The sequence below is a fragment of the Vibrio sp. S11_S32 genome, from assembly GCF_014694465.1.
In the GTDB taxonomy this organism is placed as follows: domain Bacteria; phylum Pseudomonadota; class Gammaproteobacteria; order Enterobacterales; family Vibrionaceae; genus Vibrio; species Vibrio algicola.
Map to the genome: position 1 here is coordinate 1 of NZ_JAAUWS010000008.1, position 21,069 is coordinate 21,069.

General features: G+C 43.1%; 19 protein-coding genes and 7 tRNA genes. 23 read left to right on the forward strand and 3 right to left on the reverse strand.

Annotation, left to right across the window (positions count from 1 at the left end):
• Positions 1-50: 50 nt before the first annotated feature.
• Positions 51-242: a hypothetical protein gene (locus tag HC723_RS06340; RefSeq protein WP_190338550.1), complete on the reverse strand. Its 192-nt coding sequence runs from the start codon at positions 240-242 to the stop codon at positions 51-53.
• A gap of 226 nt (positions 243-468) precedes the next feature.
• Between HC723_RS06340 and pncC the strand changes: the two genes are divergently transcribed.
• The 18 genes from pncC (at position 469) to luxS (ending at position 14,743) form a co-directional block, all read left to right on the forward strand.
• A complete protein-coding gene (gene pncC, locus HC723_RS06345; protein WP_153448195.1) occupies positions 469-954 on the forward strand; it encodes a nicotinamide-nucleotide amidase in 486 nt (161 codons plus the stop codon).
• Positions 955-1,053: 99 nt separating this feature from the next.
• Positions 1,054-2,091 carry a recombinase RecA gene (gene recA / locus HC723_RS06350; protein ID WP_153448194.1) on the forward strand — a complete coding sequence of 346 codons (1,038 nt, stop codon included), beginning with the start codon at positions 1,054-1,056 and terminating at the stop codon, positions 2,089-2,091.
• Positions 2,092-2,217: 126 nt separating this feature from the next.
• Positions 2,218-2,673, forward strand: coding sequence for a recombination regulator RecX (gene recX / locus HC723_RS06355; RefSeq protein ID WP_190338551.1), 456 nt, complete (start codon positions 2,218-2,220; stop codon positions 2,671-2,673).
• Positions 2,674-2,795: 122 nt separating this feature from the next.
• Complete coding sequence (gene alaS / locus HC723_RS06360) at positions 2,796-5,396, forward strand: alanine--tRNA ligase (protein WP_190338552.1); 2,601 nt, start codon at positions 2,796-2,798, stop codon at positions 5,394-5,396.
• A gap of 532 nt (positions 5,397-5,928) precedes the next feature.
• Complete coding sequence (gene csrA / locus HC723_RS06365) at positions 5,929-6,132, forward strand: carbon storage regulator CsrA (RefSeq protein ID WP_153447583.1); 204 nt, start codon at positions 5,929-5,931, stop codon at positions 6,130-6,132.
• A 226-nt stretch (positions 6,133-6,358) separates the two neighbouring features.
• Positions 6,359-6,451: transfer RNA gene (locus tag HC723_RS06370), tRNA-Ser, on the forward strand.
• Positions 6,452-6,531: 80 nt separating this feature from the next.
• Positions 6,532-6,608, forward strand: a tRNA-Arg gene (locus tag HC723_RS06375).
• A 22-nt stretch (positions 6,609-6,630) separates the two neighbouring features.
• Positions 6,631-6,723, forward strand: a tRNA-Ser gene (locus tag HC723_RS06380).
• Between the two features lie 42 nt (positions 6,724-6,765).
• Positions 6,766-6,842: transfer RNA gene (locus HC723_RS06385), tRNA-Arg, on the forward strand.
• Positions 6,843-6,933: 91 nt separating this feature from the next.
• A tRNA-Arg gene (locus HC723_RS06390) sits at positions 6,934-7,010 on the forward strand.
• Between the two features lie 86 nt (positions 7,011-7,096).
• Positions 7,097-7,173, forward strand: a tRNA-Arg gene (locus HC723_RS06395).
• 73 nt (positions 7,174-7,246) lie between these two features.
• A tRNA-Arg gene (locus HC723_RS06400) sits at positions 7,247-7,323 on the forward strand.
• A gap of 86 nt (positions 7,324-7,409) precedes the next feature.
• Positions 7,410-8,363: an NADP-dependent oxidoreductase gene (locus HC723_RS06405; RefSeq protein ID WP_190338553.1), complete on the forward strand. Its 954-nt coding sequence runs from the start codon at positions 7,410-7,412 to the stop codon at positions 8,361-8,363.
• A gap of 36 nt (positions 8,364-8,399) precedes the next feature.
• Entirely contained in the window at positions 8,400-8,849 is a 450-nt protein-coding gene (locus HC723_RS06410; RefSeq protein WP_153447581.1) for a YqaA family protein, read from the forward strand.
• A gap of 18 nt (positions 8,850-8,867) precedes the next feature.
• Positions 8,868-11,738 (forward strand): M16 family metallopeptidase, encoded by a 2,871-nt coding sequence (locus tag HC723_RS06415; protein WP_190338554.1) that lies wholly within the window; start codon positions 8,868-8,870, stop codon positions 11,736-11,738.
• Positions 11,739-11,853: 115 nt separating this feature from the next.
• Positions 11,854-13,464, forward strand: a complete 1,611-nt coding sequence (gene gshA, locus HC723_RS06420; RefSeq protein ID WP_190338555.1) for a glutamate--cysteine ligase — start codon at positions 11,854-11,856, stop codon at positions 13,462-13,464.
• A gap of 140 nt (positions 13,465-13,604) precedes the next feature.
• Complete coding sequence (locus HC723_RS06425) at positions 13,605-14,192, forward strand: transglycosylase SLT domain-containing protein (protein WP_190338556.1); 588 nt, start codon at positions 13,605-13,607, stop codon at positions 14,190-14,192.
• Between the two features lie 32 nt (positions 14,193-14,224).
• Positions 14,225-14,743, forward strand: a complete 519-nt coding sequence (luxS, locus tag HC723_RS06430) for an S-ribosylhomocysteine lyase (protein ID WP_153447577.1) — start codon at positions 14,225-14,227, stop codon at positions 14,741-14,743.
• Between the two features lie 158 nt (positions 14,744-14,901).
• Here luxS and HC723_RS06435 read toward each other — a convergent pair whose 3' ends face one another.
• Both HC723_RS06435 and HC723_RS06440 read right to left on the reverse strand, forming a co-directional pair.
• Complete coding sequence (locus HC723_RS06435) at positions 14,902-16,182, reverse strand: HlyC/CorC family transporter (RefSeq protein WP_153447576.1); 1,281 nt, start codon at positions 16,180-16,182, stop codon at positions 14,902-14,904.
• Positions 16,183-16,310: 128 nt separating this feature from the next.
• Positions 16,311-17,105 carry a cytochrome C assembly family protein gene (locus tag HC723_RS06440; protein WP_190338557.1) on the reverse strand — a complete coding sequence of 265 codons (795 nt, stop codon included), beginning with the start codon at positions 17,103-17,105 and terminating at the stop codon, positions 16,311-16,313.
• A gap of 296 nt (positions 17,106-17,401) precedes the next feature.
• Here HC723_RS06440 and ffh point away from each other — a divergent pair, with 296 nt between their 5' ends.
• The 5 genes from ffh to rplS all read left to right on the forward strand — a co-directional run bounded on the left by ffh (position 17,402) and on the right by rplS (position 21,064).
• Positions 17,402-18,781 carry a signal recognition particle protein gene (ffh, locus tag HC723_RS06445; protein WP_153447574.1) on the forward strand — a complete coding sequence of 460 codons (1,380 nt, stop codon included), beginning with the start codon at positions 17,402-17,404 and terminating at the stop codon, positions 18,779-18,781.
• Positions 18,782-19,028: 247 nt separating this feature from the next.
• Positions 19,029-19,277, forward strand: coding sequence for a 30S ribosomal protein S16 (gene rpsP, locus HC723_RS06450; protein ID WP_153447573.1), 249 nt, complete (start codon positions 19,029-19,031; stop codon positions 19,275-19,277).
• 50 nt (positions 19,278-19,327) lie between these two features.
• The gene (gene rimM, locus HC723_RS06455; RefSeq protein WP_153447572.1) at positions 19,328-19,861 is read left to right on the forward strand and encodes a ribosome maturation factor RimM; all 534 of its coding nucleotides are present in this window, start codon (positions 19,328-19,330) and stop codon (positions 19,859-19,861) included.
• Between the two features lie 29 nt (positions 19,862-19,890).
• Positions 19,891-20,640 carry a tRNA (guanosine(37)-N1)-methyltransferase TrmD gene (gene trmD, locus HC723_RS06460; RefSeq protein ID WP_153447571.1) on the forward strand — a complete coding sequence of 250 codons (750 nt, stop codon included), beginning with the start codon at positions 19,891-19,893 and terminating at the stop codon, positions 20,638-20,640.
• 70 nt (positions 20,641-20,710) lie between these two features.
• Positions 20,711-21,064, forward strand: a complete 354-nt coding sequence (rplS, locus tag HC723_RS06465) for a 50S ribosomal protein L19 (protein ID WP_153447570.1) — start codon at positions 20,711-20,713, stop codon at positions 21,062-21,064.
• Positions 21,065-21,069 lie beyond the last annotated feature (5 nt).

Here is a 21,069-nt window from a genome sequence, read left to right on the forward strand (position 1 = left end):
AGCTTACGCAATGATCAAAGCTTTAAATAAACTAACAGGGCTAGGTATGCCTAAAACTTACCGAATTGATTGAAATAATACCATTCTAGTGTTGTCACCTCTAAATTTGAATTACGCAACAAAGCCGTTCCTATGGTATAACTTGCCGCGAATACCGGCAGTGATATGGCAAGTGATAATGTAATTAAGGCTTTTTTAGCGATGGATTTGATAAAGATTGGTTTCATCATTGTTCGTTTCATTAGTCTACATCCTTATTTTCTAGCAGCGAATAACAATCGAGATGAAAGAGTATAGAACGATGCTTTGTTATTGAGATGTTAATGTCTCAGTTGTGTGATTGTTAACCTGAAAGAAACAACAAAAGTTAAGACAGTTCACAAAATAGAGACGGATCAATTTAAAACGTGCATGATCGATTTAAATTATCCAATCAGAACCTAAAGTAAGAAGGGAAAGGCAATGACATTGGCAGAGTTACAAGTATTAAGTAAGCGTGTCGGGATCAAATTAAAGCAACAATCCCAAGTGTTGGTGACGGCAGAATCTTGTACCGGTGGTGGAATTGCTTATGTGATCACCGAAGTGGCGGGCAGTTCGGCTTGGTTTGATCGCAGTTTTGTCACTTACAGTAATGACGCAAAAATGGAAATGCTCGGCGTGAAGCCAGAAACATTAGAGCACTATGGCGCGGTCAGTGAACAAACAGTGCAAGAAATGGCTACTGGCGCACTGCAACATTCCAATGGAACTTGTTCTATTTCAGTCAGTGGCATTGCTGGCCCTAGTGGTGGCAGTGAGGATAAACCGGTAGGGACCGTTTGCTTTGCTTGGCAATTAAATTCAAAACCAATTAATTTTGAAACCGTTGTCTTTAATGGTGACCGTGAAGACATTCGGATCCAAGCCTGTTCACACGCATTAAAGAAATTAGAAGCAATGCTCGATTTATAAAGACTGAAAAAAATTGCACACAGCTATGGACACTGTATGAATCAACAGTATAATAAAAACATATAACGAATCAAAGGAAAGTAAAAAATGGCGAAGCAACTGGACGACAATAAACAAAAAGCACTCGCGGCGGCACTAGGCCAAATCGAAAAGCAATTTGGTAAAGGCTCAATTATGAAATTGGGTGATAACCGTACCATGGATGTGGAAACCATTTCTACTGGCTCTCTAGCGTTAGATATCGCATTGGGTGCTGGTGGCTTACCAATGGGACGTATCGTTGAAGTATACGGCCCAGAGAGTTCAGGTAAAACAACGCTGACTCTTGAATTAATTGCCGCAGCGCAACGTGTTGGTAAAACTTGTGCCTTCATCGATGCCGAGCATGCTCTTGACCCAATCTACGCTCAAAAACTAGGGGTTAACATTAATGACCTGCTTGTTTCTCAGCCTGATACGGGTGAGCAAGCGCTTGAAATTTGTGATGCTTTAGCTCGCTCTGGTGCGATTGATGTTTTGGTTATTGACTCAGTAGCCGCATTAACACCAAAAGCTGAAATTGAAGGCGAAATGGGTGACAGCCACATGGGTTTACAAGCGCGTATGCTTTCTCAAGCCATGCGTAAGCTAACCGGTAACCTTAAGCAATCAAACTGTATGGCGATCTTCATTAACCAAATTCGTATGAAGATTGGTGTGATGTTCGGCAGCCCAGAAACCACGACGGGTGGTAATGCGCTTAAATTCTACGCTTCTGTTCGTTTAGATATTCGTCGTACTGGCGCGATCAAAGATGGCGACGAAGTCGTGGGTAATGAAACCCGCATCAAAGTGGTTAAAAACAAAATTGCAGCGCCGTTTAAGCAAGCGGAAACTCAAATCCTATACGGCAAAGGTTTTAACCGCGAAGGTGAGTTGGTTGATCTTGGCGTGAAGAATAAGCTAGTTGAAAAAGCCGGTGCTTGGTACAGCTATAAAGGCGATAAGATTGGTCAAGGTAAAGCAAACTCTTGCAACTATCTGCGTGAGCATCCTGAAATCGCATTAGAAATTGATACTAAGTTGCGTGAACTATTGTTAACTCCTGCGGTACTCGAGGAGACGGCAGAAGTCGAAGAGCTGGATACGGAAGAGTAACTTAGCTTTCGATGATGTTGAGTCAATGTTCTGACTAGAATTTGAAGCCCTGTTAATTCAGGGCTTTTTAGTATCGGTAGCTATTAGCAGAATCGTAAAAACAGTCGCGATAATAAAAGGTTTTATATGTTCCGTTCAAAATCAAAACTTTCTGCCAAAGATGTGGTGGTGCAATTATTAAGCCGTCGTGATCATGGCGAATTTGAGTTAAAGCAAAAACTGCAAATGAAAGAGTTTGAAACCGCCGAGATTGATGCTGCGATTGCTTATTGCCAACAAAATGGTTGGATGGATGATCTACGTTACGCCAAAAGCCAAGTACGCCAACATGTCTACAAAGGTCATGGCGAAAGACGAATTCGCCAAGCGTTGAATATGAAGCAAGTCGCGGATGATGTGATTGAACAAGCGTTAGAGCAAGAGCCACAAGATTGGTTTGAACTGGCAAAAGAATGCGCGGAAAAAAAATTTAAAGGCGTCAAAGCGGTCGATCAAAAAGCCTATGCCAAACAGATCCGGTTTTTACAGTATCGCGGCTATACCTTTGAGCAAATTAGTTACGCGTTGTCTGAATTTAAATAAGCTTTTACGGCCACAGCTTGAGGTATGGCGCTAGATTATTACACCTTCCTATTTTACTAAACTCCCGTCATCCTTTACAATATCGACAAATTTTTATCTCGAATATTTCCCGGAAGAATTACATGACTACTCGCACCAAATTCATGAGCACCGACGAGGTACGCCGCGCGTTCCTATCGTTCTTTGAAAGCAAAGGGCACCAAATTGTTGATAGTTCTTCATTAGTTCCTGCTAATGATCCGACATTATTATTTACCAATGCCGGTATGAATCAGTTTAAAGATTGTTTTCTTGGCGCTGAAAAACGCAGCTACACCCGAGCGACCACATCGCAACGTTGTGTACGCGCCGGTGGTAAGCACAACGATTTAGAAAACGTCGGCTTTACGGCTCGTCACCATACTTTCTTTGAAATGTTAGGTAACTTCAGTTTTGGTGACTACTTCAAAAATGATGCGATTGCGTTTGCTTGGGAATTCTTAACCGAAGTTCTACAACTGCCACAAGAGAAATTATTGGTGACGGTTTACCAAACCGATGATGAAGCGTTTGATATTTGGAATAAAGACATTGGTATTCCGGCTGATCGCATTGTGCGCATTGGCGACAAAAAAGGCGGCAAAGCTTACGAGTCAGATAACTTCTGGCAGATGGGCGACACCGGTCCTTGTGGTCCTTGTACTGAAATCTTCTACGATCACGGTGAGCACATTTGGGGTGGCCGTCCGGGAACACCTGAAGAAGATGGTGACCGTTTTATCGAGATCTGGAATAACGTATTCATGCAGTTCAACCGTCAAGCAGATGGCACCATGGAACCGTTACCAAAACCGTCGGTAGATACCGGTATGGGGATCGAGCGTATATCTGCCATTATGCAGGGCGTGCACTCTAACTATGAGATTGACGTATTCCAAGCATTAATCAAAGCTGCCGCGAAAGTGATTGGCAGCGAAGATTTAGGCAACCAATCATTACGCGTAGTGGCGGATCATATTCGCTCATGTGCCTTCTTAATTGTGGATGGTGTGATGCCATCTAACGAAGGTCGCGGCTATGTGTTACGCCGCATTATTCGCCGCGCAGTGCGTCATGGTAATAAACTGGGCGCACAAGGTGCATTCTTCTACAAGTTGGTCACCGCATTAATTGACGTGATGGGCAGTGCTGGCGAAGAGCTTAAAAAACAACAACCAATGGTTGAGAAAATCCTGCGAATCGAAGAAGAAAACTTTGCTCGCACCCTAGATCGCGGCATGACGATTTTAAATGAAGCGATTGATGAATTAAAAGATGTGACCGTGCTTGATGGCGAAACGGTGTTTAAACTTTATGACACTTATGGTTTCCCTGCCGATTTAACCAATGATGTGGCGCGTGAGCGTAATGTCACCATTGATGAGGCCGGTTTTGAAAAAGCGATGGAAGCGCAACGTGCTCGAGCTCGTGAAGCTGGGCAGTTTGGTACCGATTACAATAAAGTGATCAAAACAGATCTTGATACTGAATTCCTAGGTTATAGCGATGTGCTTGGCGCGTCGGTTGTGAATGAAATCTTTGTTGAAGGTGAAACTGCAGAAAATATTAGCGCAGGCACCGATGCGATTGTGATCTTAGCGCAAACGCCATTTTACGCTGAATCTGGTGGTCAATGTGGTGATGCCGGTGTGATCACTACTGAGTCTGGCGTATTTGAAGTGATGGATACCCACAAACTGGGTAATGCGATTGCACACCACGGTAAATTAACCGCCGGTGTCATGGCGACAGGGGATGCAGTTCAAACACAAGTGGATGCACTGCGTCGTAACGCGATTACACTAAACCACTCAGCGACTCACTTACTGCACGCGGCATTGCGTCAAGTTCTGGGCGAACATGTGACTCAAAAAGGTTCATTGGTTCGCGCTGAAAATCTACGTTTTGACTTTTCACACCTAGAAGCGGTAACCGCGGCAGAGTTGCGTGAAGTCGAGCGTATTGTCAATCAGCAAGTTCGTTATAACCACAATGTTGAAACCAATGTAATGGATATTGCTGCCGCCAAACAAAAAGGCGCGATGGCATTGTTCGGCGAAAAATACGATGACCAAGTTCGCGTATTATCTATGGGCGATTTTTCAACTGAATTATGTGGCGGTATTCACGCGGCTAACACCGGTGATATTGGTTTATTTAAAATAACATCAGAAAGTGGTATCGCGGCCGGTGTTCGCCGTATTGAAGCCGTGACCGGTGAGGCAGCGCTCGATGCCATTGAAAGCCAACAAGCTCAATATGAGCAAAAAGTGGCCGACGGCATTAGCAAAACCAAACAGCTAGAGAAAGAGATTCAGCAGCTTAAAGATAAGTTAGCCTCACAAGCGGGTGCGAGCTTAATTAGCCAAGTGAAAGAAATTTCTGGTATCAAAGTGTTGATCAGCCAACTTGATGGCGCGGATAATAAAGCATTGCGCGGCATGGTTGATGAATTGAAAAACCAAGTCGGCAGTGGCGTGATCTTATTAGGCAACGTAGCCGATGGTAAAGTCGGTTTAATTGCTGGTGTCACTAAAGATCTTATCGGCAAAGTTAAAGCGGGTGAGTTGGTCAACTTTGTCGCTCAGCAAGTCGGTGGTAAAGGTGGTGGTCGTCCTGATATGGCGCAAGCCGGCGGTACCGATGCATCTGCGCTACCACAAGCACTGGTTGAAGCTGAAGCCTGGATCAATGAGAAGCTATAAAAAGAGCTAGCGCTAAAATAAGCTCTTACCGAGAGTGTGATAGGGTGTAGTTGCTCTATGTCGCCAGTTAAGGTAAATCAATAAAAAGCGACGCTGATCTTCAGGGTCGTTTTTTTTGATCAAAACAATGTGAGCAGGTAGACATAAATCAGCATACATCAGATGTAACGTGGCAAATGAAACAGTATCACTAGTGTTTAGATATAAAATTGGTCATAGTGTCTAAAGGCTATCGATCTTTAAGGATTAGAAATCCTAGCTTACCGCTATAACAATGCCTATACTAAGCAGTTGAAAATGATGAAAGTTAATCAGTGTGAGTGGTTATGTTAATCACGGTGGTGTTTGATTGTATTGATTAGCATGAAACAAATGGTAACTATCACTTGTAAATATAATACCGATATAGCAACGGTCGTTTGCTTACATCTTTTAATGATATTTTTACATCCAGATATTTACCCAAGGACAGCTTTTAATAGATAATAGCGCTATTAACGATAATAAATAGAGATTACTCAAGGAGCATACAATGCTAATTTTAACTCGCCGAGTCGGTGAAACATTAATGATCGGTGATGAAGTCACAGTTACCGTTTTGGGCGTAAAAGGGAATCAGGTTCGCATCGGCGTTAATGCACCGAAAGAAGTGTCTGTTCACCGTGAAGAAATTTACATGCGCATTCAAGCAGAAAAAGATACAGGTGTTGCAGCAGCCCCATCGGGTAATGTTTAGTACTGTATAGTTTGAAGATAGGTCAGCCTCTGTGCTGGCCTTTGTTTTTTATAGCGATATAACATTGTGATTATTTGCGAAAAATAGCTAAGGTTTAGCGATGAAGCGCTCATAAATTAACAGGGTTGGTGAAATACTGTCCGGTTAGACGGTTTTTAACAAATTTTACCAAGAAAATGTTTGACATATTTTTGGTAAATCGTAATATGTGCCTCCTCAAGACGTTGGAGAGGTGGCCGAGAGGCCGAAGGCGCTCCCCTGCTAAGGGAGTATATGGTTTGTAGCCGTATCGAGGGTTCGAATCCCTCCCTCTCCACCATTCTTGAATTCTTAAACGTTTTGATTTGCACCAAAACTATCGTTAAGGAAGTTCTAGTAATAGGACAATCAGAAATCGATGCGCGCGTAGCTCAGCTGGATAGAGTACCTGGCTACGAACCAGGCGGTCGGAGGTTCGAATCCTCCCGCGCGCACCACTTCTGAAGAGTAACAAAAAGTGGAGAAGTGGCCGAGAGGCCGAAGGCGCTCCCCTGCTAAGGGAGTATATGGTTTATAGCCGTATCGAGGGTTCGAATCCCTCCTTCTCCACCATTAATTTAGTTTCGACTATTTTAATTTGAAATAAAATACGATGCGCGCGTAGCTCAGCTGGATAGAGTACCTGGCTACGAACCAGGCGGTCGGAGGTTCGAATCCTCCCGCGCGCACCATTATTTCAAGCCTAATTGGGTAGCATCAATTAGTTAAGCTTTAGCATTAAGTTAAAGCGATAAGTAAAATGTTTTAAATGCAAAATACGATGCGCGCGTAGCTCAGCTGGATAGAGTACCTGGCTACGAACCAGGCGGTCGGAGGTTCGAATCCTCCCGCGCGCACCATTTGCAATTTGAAATATTGATACTTTAAAGGCATTACATTTTAAATGTATTACCTGCCAAAATAAAATATCTGAAAAGATAACAGTGCGCGCGTAGCTCAGCTGGATAGAGTACCTGGCTACGAACCAGGCGGTCGGAGGTTCGAATCCTCCCGCGCGCACCATATTAACAATGTTGGTTTATATCGTTGGATTTATTTCAAACGAAAAACGAGCAGAAAATTAGAAAGAATTAGTGCGCGCGTAGCTCAGCTGGATAGAGTACCTGGCTACGAACCAGGCGGTCGGAGGTTCGAATCCTCCCGCGCGCACCATATTTTGAAGCCCTGCACTTTTGTGTGGGGCTTTTTGCTGTATGCTCAATAAAAAATAGAAACATAAATGTTAAGGACGACAAGCGATGTCTTCAAATACTCAAATTATTATCAATCAATTCGGCGATGCTGAGTTGTTGGCTTTCCAACAGTCAGAGCAGCCTCAACCTCAAGCGGGTGAAGTATTGGTCAAAGTAGCTTTTGCTGCGGTGAATCCAATTGATGTCAAAACTCGTGCAGGTTTAGGTTGGGCGGCGCAACATAATAAAAATAACCTTCCTTGGGTACCTGGTTACGACGTTTCAGGCTCTATCGTTAAGCAAGGGGCTGGATGCTTAAAGTTTAATTTAAACGATAACGTGTCGGGCTTTATCGGCTTTCCATTACGCGCTGGCGGTTATAGCCAGTATGTCTGTGTGCCTGAGTCTGAATTGGCTTTAATGCCGGAAGATATTTCACTTGAATCTGCTGCTGCTATCCCACTGGCAGGGCAAACCGCGGCTCAAGCATTAGAAAAAGCAAAAATCCAACCGAAAGAAAAAATCTTGATTTTAGCTGGCGCTGGCGGAGTGGGGCATATTGCCACTCAAATTGCGGTGGCAGCCAAAACCCAAGTTTATGCGACATGCGGAACGGACAATATTGATTATGTTACCGCGCTCGGCGCAACCGCAATTGACTACACTCAACCCGATTGGCAGAAAAACCTGAATGATGTCGATGTGTTGATCGATTTAGTGGGCGGCGAACAAGCCATTGATGCACTGTGTTGTTTACGTCCTGGTAGTCGAGTGGTCACAGTACCAACGATTACCTCTTCATTCGTGTGTGAAAAAGCCAATGAATTAGGCTTAATTGGTATGGGGATGCTAGTTGAACCGGATATCACACAGTTAGAAGAGCTATTACACTTGATCAGTGCCGGAATGATCAAAATTAAAATTGAAAAAATCTTCCCATATCAAGACGTCGTTCAAGCGCACCATAAAGTTGAACAAGGTCATGCACGCGGTAAGATCTTACTTAATATGCAAGCCTAATCGGTGGTCGATAACGTACTAGGTCGGTGCTAACCAATGGCGGAATTCTACCATTGGTTACAGGCTGTTTTTGCCAGTCAGCCCTTGTGGTTTGTGTTCTTTTCTGGCTTTTTTAGTGCCACACTTTTGCCCGGCAGTTCAGAAGTCAGCGTGTATGCGGCGCTCAGTTTGCAGCGTTTTGGTTGGCCTCATATTGTGTTGATTGCCACACTGGGAAACACATTAGGTGGGATGACCAATTACGCCTTAGGCCGGTTACTGCCTAATCGAGCGTCTAAACAAGTGCAACAGCAACGAGTACTGGCTTGGATTGAGCGTTACGGTTATTGGGCACTCTTGATGAGCTGGATGCCTATCGTCGGCGATCCGCTGTGTGTGGTGGCAGGATGGCTGCGTATGAATGTGTGGTTCTCATGTTTGGCTATTGGTATCGGTAAAGGATTACGTTATGCTTTCATAGCTTTGGTTTTTCAAGGTTTACTTTAGTCTCAGGGATGAATACACATGAAAAAAATCGCCTTACTAGTGGGAGCTTTATTACTTTCTGCTTGTTCCTCGCAAAAAAGCACCATCTCGACCACGCCTGATGTGGCACTTCCGCAAGGTGTTTCATTTGTTGAAACCCAGCATCCTACTGCGGGTAAAGCTGAAATTCCCTATTCAAAATATCGTTTAGATAATGGATTAACCGTTATTTTATCTCCTGATCACTCCGATCCTCTAGTGCATGTTGATGTGACATATCATGTGGGTTCGGCGCGTGAAAAAATTGGCCGTTCAGGCTTCGCCCATTTCTTTGAGCACATGATGTTCCAAGGCTCTGAGCATGTCGGCGATCAGCAACACTTTAAAATCGTCACCGAAGCCGGTGGTTCATTAAATGGCACCACCAACCGTGACCGTACCAATTATTTTGAAACGGTCCCATCAAATCAACTTGAGAAGATGTTGTGGCTCGAGTCCGATCGTATGGGCTTTTTAGTTAACGCGGTATCGCAGCGTAAATTTGAAATTCAACGTGATACAGTGAAAAACGAACGTGGTCAAAATTACGATAATCGTCCTTATGGTTTAGTGTACGAAAGAATTGGCGAAGCGTTATACCCTCAAACTCACCCTTATGCTTGGCAAACCATCGGTTATGTGAGCGATTTAGACCGAGTCGATGTTAATGATCTCAAAGCATTCTTTTTGCGTTGGTATGGTCCTAACAATGCAGTATTAACCATCGGTGGTGATATCGATAAAGAACAAACACTGCAGTGGGTGAATAAGTACTTTGGTTCAGTGCCAAAAGGACCGGCTGTGGTTGATGCCGCAAAGCAACCAGTCACATTGCCAAGCGATCGCTTTATTACGCTGCAAGATCGCATCCGTCAACCTATGTTGATGATGGCGTTTCCAACCAAATATCGTGGTGATAAGTCAGAAGCCTCCGTGGATGCTTTAGCCTCTATTTTGGGCGATGGTAAAAACAGTATCTTGTATCAAAAACTGGTTAAACCGCAAAAAGCGATAGACGCAGGCGCGTTCCAAGACTGTGGTGAATTATCGTGTACTTTATATATTTATGCGATGGGGGATGCCGGTGATAAAGGCAACTTAAAGCCGATTTATGATGACGTCATGAATATTTTGAGCGAGTTTAAAACCGATGGGGTTAAACAAGATCAATTAGATGCCATTATGGGGCAAGCAGAAGCGGGGACCGTTTACGCATTGCAAAGTGTCAGTGGCAAAGTGTCGCAATTAGCCGCCAATCAAACTTATTATGATCAACCCGATCGATTGCAACTTGAACTTGAGCAACTGCGCCAAGTGACGCCAGATTCAGTGATGAAGGTATTTAATCAATTTGTGGCCGATAAGCCCAAAGTGGCATTAAGTGTGGTGCCAAAAGGTAAAACGGACTTAGCGGCACGCCCAGTCAACTTTACGCCAGAGAAACGTGAGTTGCCGGTTTACCCAAAAATTACCGATGCCCAACTTGATGTGCGCGAACCCAAAGATAACTTTGATCGCTCAATCATGCCGGCCACTACTGCTGCCGTCAGCGCGACCATGCCAAGCCTGTATCAATTTGATCTTGCCAATGGCGTGCCAGTATTAGGGACGGTTTCAAGTGAAACGCCAACCGTGGTGATTAAAGTTGATTTTCCTGCCGGCAATCGTTATGTCAACCTTGGTCAAGAAGGACTGGCAGGGTTAACGGCCGATATGCTGGGAGAAGGAACCACACTGCATACCAGCGAAGCACTGCAGCAAGAGCTCGATAAACTTGGCAGCAGCATTAGTTTTAGCGCTGGCACTGAGCATGCAAGCTTGATCATTACCTCACTGAGTAAAAATGTGCAGGCAACCTTAGATCTTGCTAATGAAATGCTGTTTAAACCGGCCTTTAATGACAGCGATTTTGCTCGTTTAAAAAACCAGACGCTACAAAGTTTGATTTATTCACATCAAAAACCGTCTTGGGCTGCCTCTCAAGCGACTCGAGATGTTTTGTATAAAGGATCTTTGTATAGCCGTGATAACGAAGGCTCATTAGCATCAATTAACAGCATCACGCTCGATCAAGTTAAGCAGTTTTATCAAACCCATTATGCGGTGAAAAATGCCAATGTGATTGTGGTGGGTGATCGCACTCAAGATCAAATGAAACAAGATCTGGCCTTTTTATCTCGCGTAGCAGGCACACCTTCTCAAACCGCGCCAATGAAACCAGCAGCAGGGAAATACTCAGAGCCAAGTAAACAAAGTATTTATTTGGTTGATCAGCCCAATGCACCGCAAAGTATTATTCGCTTAGTTCGCACTGGGATGACTTTTGATGCCACCGGTGATCTATTTTTAACCCAACTGGCGAATTATAATTTAGCCGGTAACTTTAATAGTCGAATTAATCAGAACCTAAGAGAAGATAAAGGCTTTACTTATGGGGCAAGCGGCGGAGCTTATGGCGGAAAAGAAACCGGAGTGATCGTCTTTAGCGCCCAAGTGCGTGCCGATTCCACTGGCGCTTCTATTCATGAGTTCATCAAAGAAATGCAACACTATAGTAAAGATGGTATGACCGAACCAGAGCTAGACTTTATGCGCTTAGCGGTAGGCCAACAAGATGCGCTTAATTACGAAACCCCCGCCCAAAAAGCCGGTTTGCTCTCGACCATGGTGGATTATTCATTGCAACCAGACTTTATAGCCAAGCAGGCTCATTTAGTCAGCAGCGTGAGTTTGAATACTTTGAATAAACAAGCGGCTCAATGGTTTAACCCGAAAGATTATCAAATCATTGTGGTTGGCGATGTTAAAACCATAGAGCCACAACTGAAAAAGTTAGGCATTGCGATTAAAAAACTTGAAGTTAGTCGTTAACGCCCAAACATAACAACATAACAAGAAGCTTAAACCTAAACCGTTAATCAGCAGACTAACGGTTTATGGTTTTTATGTTTGCTTTCAAGCTTTGTCATGGCAATTGTTAGCAAGAATGACTATCCTACTTGGATCCCAAATAACACAAGTGAGCGCTATTTTGACTGATTTTTCTGCACGCCTTCAACAAGTTGCTAACAACCCAAAAACTTTCAAGCAGTTTGGACGCGGAATAGAGCGTGAAGCTTTACGCTATGACAGTAATGACCAATTGGCTTTAACTCCACATCCTGCTGGGCTAGGTTCAGCACTGACTAATAAATGGATCACTACCGATTTCTCAGAGTCATTACTCGAATTCATTACCCCAGTTTCTCATAACGTCGATACACTATTAAACCAGTTGACCGATATCCATCATTTTTCAATGACTAAAATGCGCACTGAAAAATTATGGCCAATGTCGATGCCATGTTTTGTCAGTAGCGATGATTCGATCCCGTTGGCGGAATACGGCAGTTCAAATTCAGGACGAATGAAGAACCTATACCGTAAAGGTTTAAATCAACGTTACGGCAGCTTAATGCAAATTATTTCTGGCGTTCACTTTAACTTCTCTTTCCCTGAGAGTTTCTGGGACAGCTTGTATGGCCAGCAAAATCAAGATCAGCGAGTAGATAGTAAGTCAGAAGGCTATTTTCACCTGATCCGCAACTATTACCGTTATGGCTGGATCATCCCGTATTTATTTGGTGCCTCTCCAGCCTTATGCTCGTCTTTTGTGAAAGGGCGTGACACTGGGATCGATTTTGACACCATAGGTAAAACCTTATACCTACCGCACGCCACTGCATTGCGTTTAAGTGATTTAGGCTATACCAACAGTGCGCAAGGCGATCTGAATATTACTTTTAATAGCTTAGAGGATTATTTACTGGGTTTGCATGATGCGATGCATAAGCCGTCGGATAAATTCTCAAAGCTTGGCGTGAAAGTCGATGGTGAGCACCGCCAACTAAACAGTAATGTGCTGCAAATTGAAAATGAGCTTTATGCGCCCATTCGCCCAAAACGTGTTGCAGAAGATGGCGAAAAACCGTCATGCGCATTAAAGCGTGCTGGAGTAGAATACATTGAAGTTCGCTCATTAGATGTGAATCCATTTTCTCCTATTGGTGTGAGCAAGCAGCAGGTTCTCTTTTTAGATTTATTTGTCGCTTGGTGTGCGTTAAAAGAATCGGCACCAATGAAAAAAGAAGATATTGCGTGCTGGCGTAGCAACTGGACAACTATTATTTTAGAAGGACGCAAGCCGGATCTTGCCTTTAAATTGTGCAGCGGACAAGAGTCAAAGCCGATGCAAGTTTGGGGGCATGAAATTTTCAGCCAGCTTAGAGATATTGCGATTGAAATGGACAAAGCGCATGGCAATACTCAATATCAAGATGTATGCGATGAGCTAAGTGAATGGATTGATGATCCGGAGAAAACCATTTCTGGGCAATTACTGGCTGAAATTAAATCGGCCGGAGGGATAGGTAAATTCGGTACTCGATTGGGCGAACAATACCGTTTAGATTTATTGAACCATGAATATAAAGTGTATAAACAAAGTATGATGGAAAATGAAGCGCAGCGTTCAAAGTTAGCCCAAGCTGAAATTGAAGCTGCCGACACGTTAAGCTTTGATGATTTCTTAGCGGAATATTTCTCTTACTTGCGTTAATGACCTTAATTTAAGCCACAGCCATAGGATGCCTAACATTGCAGTTATTTACTCTTAAAGCGGCAAACTGTGTCAAAAAAAGAAACAATGTCATAAGAAGAAGCTATGTCATAAGAAGAAGCTATGTTAAAAAAATAAGCATGGTTTTAGTTCTATTCAATGTTTTGTGGTTATCCGGCTGTGCCACCGCGCCGCCGAGTAACCAAAGTAATATTTGTGAAATTTTCCGTCAGTATCCAGACTGGTATGAAGATGCTCTTGATAGCCAAGATGAGTGGGGCGTGCCTATTCAGATATCGATGGCGTTTATGAAGCAAGAAAGCTCATTTAGAGGAGAAGCTAAGCCGCCTCGTTACTATGCACTAGGCTTTATTCCTTGGGGAAGAGTTAGTAGTGCTTATGGTTACGCGCAAGCGCAAGATCCTGTTTGGTATGAATATCAAGATCAAGTCAGTTCTTGGACTTCACGCGATGACTTTGATGACGCGATAGACTTTATTGGTTGGTATATGACAGGAAGCCAAAAAGAACTAGGTATTTCTAAATGGGATGCTTACAGCCAATATCTTGCTTATCATGAAGGTCGTGGTGGTTTTAAACGTAAAACTTACAGTCGTAATCCCGCCTTGATGAAAATTGCACGTAAAGTAGAAAAAACATCAAAAATTTATGCAGGACAGCTCAAAAAATGCCGAGCGGAATTAGAAGATAACCGCAGCTGGTTCTGATTTACTTATGTACCTAATAGGAGAGAGCAGTAATGCCTTTACTTGATAGTTTTACCGTTGACCACACTCGTATGCAAGCGCCTGCGGTACGTGTAGCCAAGACAATGACCACGCCAAAGGGTGATACGATTACCGTCTTTGATTTACGTTTTTGTATTCCTAATAAAGATATTTTATCGGAAAAAGGCATCCATACGTTAGAGCATTTGTATGCTGGCTTTATGCGTAATCAACTAAATGGTTCAGAGGTGGAGATCATCGATATTTCCCCTATGGGTTGTCGTACTGGTTTCTACATGAGCTTAATTGGCACGCCGAGTGAGCAACAAGTGGCTGACGCTTGGTTAGCAGCAATGCAAGATGTACTCAATGTGGCCGATCAAAACAAGATCCCTGAATTGAATGAATACCAGTGTGGTACTTATTCAATGCATTCTTTAGAAGAAGCGCAACAGATCGCCAAAGATATTATTGCGGCGGGTATCCAAGTCAATAAAAATGATGAACTGGCGTTACCTGACTCTATGCTGCAAGAGCTGAAAGTCGATTAATTCCATTTAATATTTGATCAATTTGAACGGTCATTAAATTTATGGAATTGGTATAATTTAGTCTGTCTTTTTAATAAAATAAAAAAACGAGAAATAGCTTATGCGATTTCTCGTTTTTATTTGTCTGTCATTCTACTGCCAGCCAGTGCTCGGTGAGATTAATGTTTCTTTTTGGCTTTCTTTTTAGCTGGGTACACTTTAACCAGCTTGATTTTGTTTTCCGCCATTTCAATCAATTCCATCTTATGGCCGGCAATATCAAGGCTAAGATAGCTCTCTGGTATATCTTGCAGGTGCTCTAACAATAAACCGTTTAAGGTTCGAGCATCGGTGGGTAATTTCCAGTTTAAGCCTTTATTGATATCGCGAATATTAGCGCTGCCTTCCATCAAATAGCTACCATCACTTTGTGGGGTGATTTCCTCCGCTAAGCTTGGAGACATTGAGGTGGTAAACTCACCAACAATCTCTTCTAAAATATCTTCTAAAGTAATAAGACCAATAATGTCGCCATATTCATCGACGATCATGCCAATACGTTCTTTATTTCGCTGGAATTTTAAGAGTTGAACATTCAGTGGTGTGGCTTCAGGAATGAAATACACTTCATCGGCTGCGCGTAATAGGGTTTCTTTATTGAATTCATTTTTTTCAAGCATCAAACGGTAAGCTTGGCGCAGGCGTAGCATCCCCACTACTTCATCAATTTGATCTCGATATAGCACGACGCGACCATGGGCGGAGTGAGTCAGCTGGCGTACAATTGATTTCCAGTCATCATTGATATCGATACCGGTTATTTCGTTACGTGGCACCATGATATCGTTTACGGTGACATGTTCTAAATCCAAAATAGAAATTAGCATATCTTGGTGACGACGAGGGATCAGGCTGCCGGCTTCATTGACCACCGTACGCAATTCGTCGGAGCTTAGTTGCTCACCCGCCGATTCTTCAGGTTTAACCCCTAGCATACGCAGTAAACCATTGGTAATGAGATTGACAAAGATAACCAATGGGGCCATAAGCTTCATCAATATACGCAGAATAAGGCTACTCGCGTAGGACACTTTTTCTGGATACAAAGCGGCTAAGGTTTTCGGCGTCACTTCAGCAAATACTAGAATCACTAAGGTCAATACACCAGTGGCAATCGCCACGCCGTAGTCACCATACAAACGCATACCAATAATTGTGGCAATGGCAGAGGCCAAGATATTAACTAGGTTATTACCAATTAAGATAAGACCAATCAGGCGATCAGGACGTGATAATAATGCTTCAACACGTTTTGCCCCTTTATGGCCTTGGTTGGCTAAATGGCGTAAGCGATAGCGGTTGAGTGACATCATGCCGGTTTCTGAACTCGAGAAATAGGCGGAAATTAGAATCAGTATTGCCAGTAGAGCAAACAGCAGCCCCGTTGATATATCACCCAAACTTAGGTTTTCCTTTGGTAGTTAAACGTTAGTGGCATTTAATATTTATATGCCGTTAGTAGAGAATAGACAGTTATGACGAAATCTAAAATTGATGTCAACTGTATCGGATATTGGATTGCAATTAATTAGTTTAAAATTATTTCACGCACAAAGCGACTACCGAAATAGGCAAGAGTCAGTAATGTGGTTCCGCTAATTGACAGCCACAACACTTTTTTACCGCGCCAACCTTGACGATAATGCCCCCACAATAAAATGCAATACAGTACCCAAGCAATAAAAGACAGCACCGCTTTGTGGGCATTTTCAGGGTCAAACATCTCTTTAATATAGATAGCGCCAGTTAATAGTGTTGCAGTGAGTAACAGCGTACCAATTAAGATGATTTTAAATAGGTGCCTTTCAACCATCATCAGTGGCGGTAGGTTAGGGTTAATGGTTAAGGCTTTCTTTGCTTTAAGTTTATGATCAAGCCAAGCCAATTGCAGGGCATATAAAGCGCCAATAGATAAGGTGGAATAAGCAAAAAGTGCAATCGTAATATGAAGGAGTAATTCTACTTTGCCATCGAAATGGGTCAAGAAGGTGCTAGGTAGAAAAGTAGCGGCTAAGAGGTTTATCACCGCAAAGCTATATACTACTGGCAGCAAAAACCATAAACGAGTTTTTAGCATAGCCAAGCTCAGCGTGAGGCATACAATAAAGCTAATTAATGAGGCGACATTGAGAATACTGAAATTCTGCCCATAAGGATTTAAAATAAGATCACTGAGTAACCAGCCGTGAGTGGTTATCGCTAGCGCCGCTAAAACGAAGACCAGTTTGATTTTGATGCCAGTACTCTGTACCAATCCAGGTATAATCATGCTAATTGCCGAGCAATATAAGAGTGCTGCAATAATTGAAAGCAAGTGTTCCATAGTTCTCATTTTTTGATTGAATATGGATTGATTATAACCCTCTCTTGAAGCTAGAGCCATCAATGCTTTTAGTTGGTGAGTAAAATTTGGTCTGAACCTCATTGTGGTGGTAATAATCAGGACAACCCGCGCCATTGATAAAAAATAAAGCCAATATTTAAAGAAAAGCCTCCCCGCAATAGAAAATTCAGTGAAAGATAAACGCTCACTCGCTATACTGTGGCAATATTGTGACATTGAGCCATTTGTGGCAACCATACCTTGTCAATCAAAGGTACAGGATTTTAGGTTTAACTATGTTTGATAATTTAACGGAACGACTATCCAGTACGCTGAAAAACATCAGCGGTAAAGGTCGACTAACAGAAGATAATATTAAAGAAACGCTGCGTGAAGTTCGCATGGCGTTACTTGAAGCTGACGTAGCATTACCGGTTGTACGTGACTTTATAAAGCAAATTAAAGAACGTGCGGTTGGAATTGAAGTTTCTAAATCACTGACTCCAGGGCAAGAGTTCATCAAGATCGTACAAGCCGAACTTGAATCTGTCATGGGTGAATCAAATGAAGCGCTAAATCTTGCCGCGCAGCCGCCAGCTGTGATTTTAATGGCCGGTTTACAAGGTGCGGGTAAAACCACCAGTGTTGGTAAGTTGGCAAAATTATTAACCGAGCGTGATAAGAAAAAAGTCTTAGTCGTTTCTGCCGATGTTTACCGCCCTGCGGCGATCAAACAGCTTGAAATGTTAGCCACCGAAGTTGGCACCGACTTCTTCCCATCGAGCGCCGATCAAAAGCCGATTGATATTGCCAATGCTGCGATCGATCACGCCAAGAAGAAATTCTATGATGTTGTGATCCTCGATACTGCCGGTCGCTTAGCCATCGATGAAGAAATGATGGGTGAGATCAAAGCGCTGCATAATGCGATTACGCCAGTCGAAACCTTGTTCGTGGTTGATGCCATGACAGGTCAAGATGCAGCCAATACCGCGAAAGCCTTTGGTGATACGCTGCCATTAACCGGTGTTATCTTGACCAAAGTCGATGGTGATGCGCGTGGTGGTGCGGCATTATCAGTTCGCCATGTCACGGGTAAGCCGATTAAATTCTTAGGTGTTGGCGAAAAAACCGATGCACTAGAAGCATTCCACCCTGAGCGTGTTGCTTCTCGTATTTTAGGCATGGGTGATGTTCTTTCTTTAATTGAAGATTTAGAAAAGAATGTTGATAAAGCCAAAGCAGAAAAAATGGCTAAGAAGTTCAAGCAGAAGAAAGGCTTCGACCTAGAAGATTTTCGTGAGCAGCTTGGACAAATGCAAAACATGGGCGGCATGGCTGGCATGATGAATAAACTGCCAGGCATGGGTAACTTACCGGCCAACGTAAAAGATAAAGTCGATGACAAAATGTTCAGTCAAATGGAAGCGATGATCAGCTCCATGACGATGAAAGAACGCCAGCACCCTGAGCTTATCAAAGGCTCACGCAAAAAACGTATTGCAGCGGGTTCTGGTACTCAAGTGCAAGATGTAAACCGTATGCTGAAACAATTCACCCAAATGCAGAAAATGATGAAAAAAATGCAAAAAGGTGGCATGAAAGGCATGATGCGCGGAATGCAAGGCATGATGGGTGGCGGTGGAATGGGCGGCATGGGTGGTTTTGGTCGCTAGAATCGAGTACAAATAAGCGGTTCACAATAACGTGAAGCCCATCACAAACAATGATTTAATCACGAAATCATAGAAAGATATCTAAAGCCCTTGCATTGACACTCAATAAGAGTAAAATTCGGGGGCTTTATTTTGGCACGAGGCCCCAAGTCATTTTTTAGTTTACCAGTGCGTTTATCGCTCTAAGGGAACTAAAAGACATTGTTTGGGGCTAATTTATTTTTTGAGAAAGCAAAAAGAGGACGATATGGTTACCATTCGTTTGGCACGTCACGGCGCGAAAAAACGCCCATTTTACCAAGTTGTTGTAGCAGACAGCCGTTTTGTATCAACTGGCCGTTACATTGAAAACGTAGGTTTCTTCAACCCTACGGCTCAAGGTCAAGAAGAAGGTCTTCGTTTAGACCTAGATCGCGTAAACCATTGGGTTGGTCAAGGCGCATCTTTATCTGACCGTGTTGCTAAACTAGTTAAAGACGCTCAAAAAGCGGCTTAATACTAATTTAATGCACACAAAATTAAGTTGTTTGGTGAAAGGTAAAAACAATGAGTGAACAAAAAAACGAAAAAATTGTTGTAGGTAAGCTTGGTTCTTCTTACGGCATTCGTGGTTGGCTTAAAGTTTTTTCCTATACCGACAACGGCGAAAGTATTTTTGATTATGCACCTTGGTTTATTAACCAAAAGGGAAAAATAGTCGAGCTTAACGTTGAAAGCTGGAAGCGTCATAACAGTGGTTATGTTTGCAAACTAGCGGGTGTCGATGTGCGTGAAGATGCACAACCGTATGCCAACGTTGAAATCCTAATTGACCCTGTTGTATTACCAGCCCTGTCAGAAGAAGAATTCTACTGGCGTGAATTGTTTGGCATGCAAGTTTACACCACTAAAGGTTACCACCTTGGTGAGGTCACAGACCTAATGGAAACGGGCTCAAACGATGTATTGGTAGTCAAAGCTAATCTTAAAGATGCCTTTGGCCAAAAGGAACGATTAATCCCGTACCTTGAAGAGCAAGTGATCAAAAATGTTGATCGCGAAGCTCAACGGATCGAAGTTGACTGGGATCCTGGATTCTAAATACCTAAGCAGAAGAAGCGAGTAACGCTATGTGGATTGGCATAATTAGCCTGTTTCCCGACATGTTCCGAGCAGTTTCTGACTTTGGTGTTACAGGTCAAGCGGTAAAAAAAGGTCTTTTATCATTAAATGTTTGGAATCCTCGCGATTTCACTCATGATAAACATCACACTGTTGATGACAGACCTTACGGTGGTGGTCCTGGCATGTTAATGATGGTTCAGCCTTTGCGCGATGCTATCGAAACCGCCAAACAAGCCTCACCGAAAAAGGCGAAAGTGATTTATCTCTCTCCTCAAGGTCGAAAACTCGATCAACAAGGAGTCGAAGAGTTGGCAACAAACGAGAATCTGATTTTTATTTGTGGCCGCTACGAAGGGGTAGATGAACGCATTATTCAATCTTATGTTGACGAAGAATGGTCAATTGGGGATTTTGTAATGACGGGCGGGGAAATCCCAGCCATGACGTTAATTGATTCTGTTTCTCGGTTTGTTCCGGGGGTACTTGGAGATTTTGCGTCGGCAGAAGAAGATTCTTTTGCTAATGGCTTGTTGGATTGCCCACACTATACACGTCCTGATGTATTAGACGGACAAGAGGTGCCTTTGGTACTGAAGTCGGGAAATCATGAGGAAATTCGTCGCTGGCGATTAAAACAATCGCTGGGCCGTACTTGGCTGAGAAGACCAGAGCTTCTGGAAAACCTAGCTCTGACTGACGAACAGGAACAATTGCTGGGGCAGTTCATTAAAGAGCAATCACTTGTTAAAGAGTGAAAGTAAACCAATGAAAGGCAAAGCAATAACCTATTATATTTAGTATCAGTTTAATCTAGGATATAGAAAAATGAGTAATATCATTAAAGCTCTTGAAGATGAGCAACTAAAACAAGACATCCCTGCATTCGCACCTGGTGATACAGTTGTGGTTCAGGTTAAAGTTAAAGAAGGCGACCGTGAGCGTCTACAAGCATTTGAAGGCGTAGTTATCGCTAAGCGTAACCGTGGTCTTCACTCTGCATTCACAGTTCGTAAAATCTCGAACGGTGAAGGTGTTGAGCGTGCTTTCCAAACTCACTCTCCAATTGTTAGTAGCATTGAAGTTAAACGTCGTGGTGCAGTACGTCGTGCCAAGTTGTACTACCTACGTGAGCGTTCTGGTAAGTCAGCTCGTATCAAAGAGAAGTTGACTAAAAAGTAACGCGC